Raw genomic sequence first — 5,675 nt, 5'->3', positions numbered from 1 at the left:
CATCTCGGCGGTGCCGGCGGTGCGCGCGGCCCTGCTCGCGTGGCAGCAGCGCTTCGCCGGCACCAGCGCCGGCGCGGTGCTCGACGGGCGCGACATCGGCACGGTGGTGTGCCCGGACGCGCGCGTGAAGCTGTTCATCACCGCCGACGCCGCCGAACGCGCCCGCCGCCGCCACCGCGAGCTCGAGAGCCGCGGCGAGACGACGACGCTGGCCGCCATCCTCGCCGACATCGAGGCGCGGGACGCCCGGGACGCGGCGCGGAGCACGGCGCCGCTCAGGGCGGCCGACGACGCGGTACGGCTCGACACCACCCATCTCGACGCCGACGAGGCCTTCGCCGCCGCCCGCGCGGTGGTCGACCGCGCCCGCGCGCAGTGACGATGACCGGGGCGGTGGTGGCGCTCGCCCTGCGTCGGTCCTAGCCGCCGGTCATCGGTGGGAAGAACGCGATCTCCCGCGCGCCCGCGATCGGTGCGTCGGGCTTGGCGTGGACCTTGTCGATCGCGGCGCGGACCACGCCGTCCTGCTCGAAGGCGTGGGCGTACTCCTCGCCCCGCCCCTTGAGCCAGCCGATCAGGTCGCCCACCGTCGCGACCTCCGCCGGCGGCGTCACGGTCTCCTCTGGGCGTCCGACGCGCTCGCGCACCCAGGCGAAATAGACGAGCTTCATGGTTCGGTTTCCTCGGGTCGCACCCGATGCACGAGGTCGCTTCTCCCTCTGCCGCAGCGGGCGAGGAAGCCTGGCGGGATCACCCTATCGCGGATCGTCGATCACGTGCTTGATGCCGGCGCGCATGTAGTCCCAGCCGGTCCACAGCGTCAGGGCGGCGGCGAGCCAGAGCAGGACGAGGCCGATCCGCTCGGTGCCGGGCAGGATCGTCTCGCCGGCCGGCCCCGCGACGAGGAAGCCCAGCGCCACGAGCTGCACCGTGGTCTTCCACTTGGCGACCTTGCTCACGGGCACGCCGACCTTCAGCTCGGCGAGGTACTCGCGCAGGCCCGAGACCAGCACCTCGCGGCACAGGATCACGATCGCCGCCCAGACGGAGGCGCCGACGATGGTGCGGTCGGCCACCAGCATCAGCAGGCAGGCGGCGACCAGCAGCTTGTCGGCGATCGGATCGAGCATCCGGCCGAGCGCCGAGCTCTGTGCGTAGGTGCGGGCGACGTAGCCGTCGAGGTAGTCGGTGATCGCGGCGAGCACGAACACCGCCAGCGCCGTGAAGCGCATGGTGATCGCGTCGGGCCAGAACAGCAGCGCGACCATCACCGGGACGGCGACGAGGCGGCCGTAGGTCAGGCAGTTCGCGAGCGTCCAGGCCTGCGACCGGCGTCGGGGGAGGACGGCGTTCATCGGGCCGGTGAAATCATGCGCCTGCCTGAGCGTCAACCGTTCCGATGCGTCGCCGATGCCGTCGCTCATGCGTCAGCCGCCCGCATGGAAGAAGTCGTAGACGGCGCGCGCGGTGGCGGCGTTCACGCCGGGCGTCTTGGCGAGGTCCTCGTAGGCCGCCCGCTCGATCGCCTTCACGGTGCCGAACTGGTGCAGGAGCGCGCGCTTGCGGCTCGGGCCGATGCCGGCGATCTCGTCGAGCGGGTTGCGCACCAGCTCGCGCTTGCGCTTGGCCCGGTGGGTGCCGATGGCGAAGCGGTGCGCCTCGTCGCGCAGGCGCTGCACGAAGTAGAGCGTGGGATCGCGCGGCGGCAGCTTGAACGCCGGCCGGCCGGGGATGAAGAAGGTCTCGCGGCCGGCATCCCGGTCGCGCCCCTTGGCGATGCCGACCAGCGCCACGTCGGCGACGCCGATCTCCTCCAGCGCCTTGCGCGCGGCGTCGAGCTGGCCCTTGCCGCCGTCGATGAGCACGAGGTCGGGCCAGGCGGGGAACGCGTCGGCATCCTCGGGCGCCTCGGCCACCGGCTCCGCCGGACCGCCCTCGGTCGCGGCGAAGGCGGCTTCGGCGACGGTGCGCGGCGCCTCCTTCACCAGGCGCTTGAAGCGGCGCTGCAGCACCTCGCGCATCATCCCGTAATCGTCGCCGGGCGTCAGTTCCTCCGACTTGATGTTGAAGGTGCGGTAGTGCGTCTTCATGAAGCCGGACGGGCCGGCGACGACCATGCCGCCGACCGCGTTGGTGCCCATGATGTGGGAGTTGTCATAGACCTCGATCCGCCGCGGCGTCTTCTCGAGGGCGAAGGCCTGGCCCAGCGCCACCAGCAGCTTGCCCTGCGACGCGGTGTCGGCGAGCCGGCGGCCGAGCGCCTCCTTGGCGTTGCGCTGGGCGTAGTCGACGAGCGCCTTGCGCTCGCCGCGCTGGGGCTGGTGCAGCTCGACCCGGTAGGCGACCTGGCTGGAGAGCGCGGCGGCGACCAGCTCCGCATCCTCGACCGCGTGGCTCGTCAGCACCAGCCGGGGCGCCGGCATCGTGTCGTAGAACTGGCCGATGAACGAGCCCAGCACCTCGTCCGGGGTCATCGATCGGTCGGCCTTGGGGAAGTAGGCGCGGTTGCCCCAGTTCTGGAAGTTGCGGAAGAAGAACACCTCGATGCAGAACTGCCCGGCCTGCTCGTCCAGGGCGAACACGTCGGCCTCCTCGACCCCTTGCGTGTTGACGCCCTGCACGCCCTGGATCGCCGAGAGCGCGCTGATCCGGTCGCGGAAGCGGGCCGCACGCTCGAACTCCATCGCGTCGGAGGCCGCCTGCATCTCGGTGCGCATCCGGTCCTTCACCGCATTGGACTTCCCGGCGAGGAAGTTCTTGGCCGAGTCGGCCATGCCGGCATAATCCTCCAGCGCGATCTCGCCGGTGCAGGGGCCGGAGCAGCGCTTGATCTGGAACAGCAGGCAGGGCCGGGTGCGGTTCTCGTAGTAGCTGTCGGTGCAGGTGCGCAGCAGGAAGGCGCGCTGCAGGGCGTTCACGGTGCGGTTCACCGCCCAGACGCTGGCGAAGGGGCCGTAATAGCTGCCCTTGCGGCGGCGGGCGCCGCGATGCTTGACGATCTGCGGTGCCGGGCCGTCGGCGGTGACGAGGATGTAAGGGAACGACTTGTCGTCCCGCATCAGCACGTTGAAGCGCGGCTTCAGCTGCTTGATCAGGTTCGCCTCGAGCAGCAGCGCCTCGGTCTCGGTGGCGGTGGTGACGAACTCCATCGCCGCCGTCTGCGAGATCATCCGCGCGATGCGGTTGGAATGCGCCTGCCCGCGGGCGTAGGAGCCGACCCGGGCCTTCAGGTTCTTCGCCTTGCCGACGTAGAGCACGTCGCCCTTGGCATCGAACATCCGGTAGACGCCGGGCCCGGAGGGCAGCGTCGTCCAGAACCGGCGGATCACCTCCGTGCCGGCCTCGACGGCGCCGGGCTCGAAATCGAAGTCGATCTCGGGCGCCTCGTCGGCCTGCGCCGGCTCGGCCTCGTCCCGCTCCTCGTCGAAAGCCTCGTCGTCGAAGGCCTCCTGGGGCAGATCCTCGGTGGCGCGACCTGACGGGACTCTCCGGCTCATCGCCGTGATCTAAGCCCGCGAAACTGGCGAGGGAAGGGGCGCGATGCGCAAAGGCGTGCCGGCGGACCTCGGCCCTCAGCCGAACAGCGCGTCGATGTCGGACTGGTCGACGTGGCCCGGATCCTCGTCGAGCTTCGGGCCGTTCAGGAGCGAGCGCTCGTCGTCCGGATCGACGACCGCGGCTGGGCCGGCGGAGAACACGTCGCGGAACCCGTCGAGGCCGCTCCAGGCGGCGATCATGCGGTCGAGGTGGGATTCGACGAAGCTCAGGACGTTGACTATCTTGCTGATGCGCTGGCCGGTCAGGTCCTGGAAATTGCAGGCCTCGTAGGCGACGATGACGCGGTCGAGGATGACGTCGACCTTGTCCTGGCCGCCCTTGCCGAGGTTGCCGGCTCGCAGGATGTTGGCGCTCGCCTCGATCTCCTCCAGCGCGGTGAGCAGCGTCGACGTCGCGCGCTCGGTCGACCCGACCACGGCGCCCAGCTCGTCGGCGGCGCGGCGCATGCCCTTGCCGTTGGACTCGGAGTGATACAGAGCCGCGATCTCGTCGCGGGTGTTGGTGATCGCCGCCTTCATCACGTCGAGCTCGGAGCGCATCGCCAAGGCTTCGGACAGCTCGCGGCGGCACGCCTCGATGGTCTCGCCGGCGCTCGACTGGGTGATGCGGCGCAGGTCCTGGATCGCCGAGAGGATCTCGTCGAGGCGCGCCCCGCCCTCCACGGGCCCGGCACTGGACATCGTCGTCCCCGCCGCGGGCGGGAGGCCGAGGCTGTCCTCGATGCGGTAGCGCTTGTGAGTCATCGGTTCGAACCGGCCGTCTTGGAAACCCGGATCCGATCTAGGACCGGGAACGGTTGCAGTTTGCTGAAGATCGAAAGCATTCGGTCGGATTTACAGTCGATTCACGTTGCTTCGTGACGACCGGGGCAGCGAAGCCCGTCCGCGACCGATTCACCACGTTCCTTCATCGAATGTCGCGCGTCCCGGTCCGACCCTCTCAACCATGACGGCCGGCATCGAGCCCGGCCGTGGTGCGGGAGTGCGGCGATGCGGACGAGTTGGTGCGTGGGGGCGGCGCTTGCCGCATCCGTCTGGTCGGGGGCGGTCCAGGCGCAGGCGCGCTATGCCGAGCCCGACGGATACGGCGGCGGCCTGATCGAATACCTTGTCACCGGCGGCGTCGCCCCGCGCGGCGGTGCCCGCCCCGTTGCGGTGGCCCGGCCGGGTTACGCAGGCGCGTCGGCACAATCCGGCGATCCAATCGAACCCTATGGCGGCGCATCGCGAGCCTACGCGGCGCTGCCTCAGGGCCTGCCCGCCCAGGCCGACCCACCTGCGGAGAGCGACCGCATCGCCCGCGCGCCGGATCCGCGCTACGCCCGGCAGGAGGTCGCGTTCTCCGGTCCCCAGCGCCCGGGCACGATCGTGATCGATACGCCGTCGAAGTATCTCTACCTCGTCCAACCCGGCGGCCGGGCGATGCGCTACGGCATCGGCGTCGGGCGGCCGGGCTTCGCCTGGTCGGGCCTCAAGACCGTCAGCCGCAAGGCCGAGTGGCCGGGCTGGACGCCGCCGCCGGAGATGCTGGCGCGCCGGCCGGACCTGCCGCGCCACATGGAAGGCGGCCCCGGCAATCCGCTCGGTGCGCGGGCACTCTATCTCGGCTCGTCGCTCTATCGCATCCACGGCACCAACGAGCCGCACACGATCGGCCAGAACGTGTCGTCCGGCTGCATCCGGATGATGAACGACGACGTGGTCGACCTCTACGAACGCGTGCCGGTGGGGACGCGGGTCGAGGTGATGTGACCGCGGGATCGAACGCAAGAAGGCTCAGATCGCCGAGAGGAGCGACCCGAGCCTTCGACGTCGTCGGACGCATGTCATCCGGCCCGATCCGAGCGGGCCGCGCCCGGATCGGGCCGCGCGATCAGGCCCAGTCGCTGTCGTCGCCACCACCCAGATCGCCGGCGAAGTCGTCGTTGCCGCCGTCGAAGGCGGTGTCGCTCCCGCCGCCGAGCGGCGCACCGAAATCCTGGGTGCCGCCGGCGTCCGAGCCGAAGTAGTTGTTCTCGACCGTCGTGCCGCCGCCGAGGCCGGCCGCCGCCGCGCTGCCGAGGCTCGAATGGCCGCCGGCGAAGGCGTTCGAGAGGGCGCTGCCGAGCAGCATGCCGC

6 protein-coding genes and 1 pseudogene are annotated in these 5,675 nt (G+C 70.9%); 2 read left to right on the top strand and 5 right to left on the bottom strand.

Annotation, left to right across the window (positions count from 1 at the left end):
* Positions 1-379: (d)CMP kinase (locus tag FV230_RS23650; protein ID WP_147844135.1), on the top strand; the 379-nt coding region annotated here is incomplete at its 5' end.
* Between the two features lie 40 nt (positions 380-419).
* Here the strand turns inward: FV230_RS23650 and moaD are convergent.
* The 4 genes from moaD to FV230_RS23630 form a co-directional block, all read right to left on the bottom strand.
* On the bottom strand, positions 420-671 hold the full coding sequence (moaD, locus tag FV230_RS23645; RefSeq protein ID WP_147844134.1) for a molybdopterin converting factor subunit 1: 252 nt from the start codon (positions 669-671) through the stop codon (positions 420-422).
* Between the two features lie 84 nt (positions 672-755).
* The gene (gene pgsA / locus FV230_RS23640) at positions 756-1,355 is read right to left on the bottom strand and encodes a CDP-diacylglycerol--glycerol-3-phosphate 3-phosphatidyltransferase (RefSeq protein ID WP_147844136.1); all 600 of its coding nucleotides are present in this window, start codon (positions 1,353-1,355) and stop codon (positions 756-758) included.
* 72 nt (positions 1,356-1,427) lie between these two features.
* Positions 1,428-3,497 carry an excinuclease ABC subunit UvrC gene (uvrC, locus tag FV230_RS23635; RefSeq protein WP_147728239.1) on the bottom strand — a complete coding sequence of 690 codons (2,070 nt, stop codon included), beginning with the start codon at positions 3,495-3,497 and terminating at the stop codon, positions 1,428-1,430.
* Between the two features lie 75 nt (positions 3,498-3,572).
* Entirely contained in the window at positions 3,573-4,301 is a 729-nt protein-coding gene (locus FV230_RS23630) for a chemotaxis protein (RefSeq protein WP_147844133.1), read from the bottom strand.
* A 246-nt stretch (positions 4,302-4,547) separates the two neighbouring features.
* Between FV230_RS23630 and FV230_RS23625 the strand changes: the two genes are divergently transcribed.
* Positions 4,548-5,309, top strand: a complete 762-nt coding sequence (locus FV230_RS23625) for a L,D-transpeptidase (protein WP_147844132.1) — start codon at positions 4,548-4,550, stop codon at positions 5,307-5,309.
* A 121-nt stretch (positions 5,310-5,430) separates the two neighbouring features.
* Here the strand turns inward: FV230_RS23625 and FV230_RS23620 are convergent.
* Positions 5,431-5,675, bottom strand: a pseudogene (locus FV230_RS23620) (DUF2076 domain-containing protein); the annotation flags it as partial.

The organism is Methylobacterium sp. WL6 (assembly GCF_008040095.1).
Lineage (GTDB): Bacteria > Pseudomonadota > Alphaproteobacteria > Rhizobiales > Beijerinckiaceae > Methylobacterium.
Note: the sequence above shows the minus strand (reverse complement) of the source record. Positions and strands in the feature narration are given on the sequence as shown.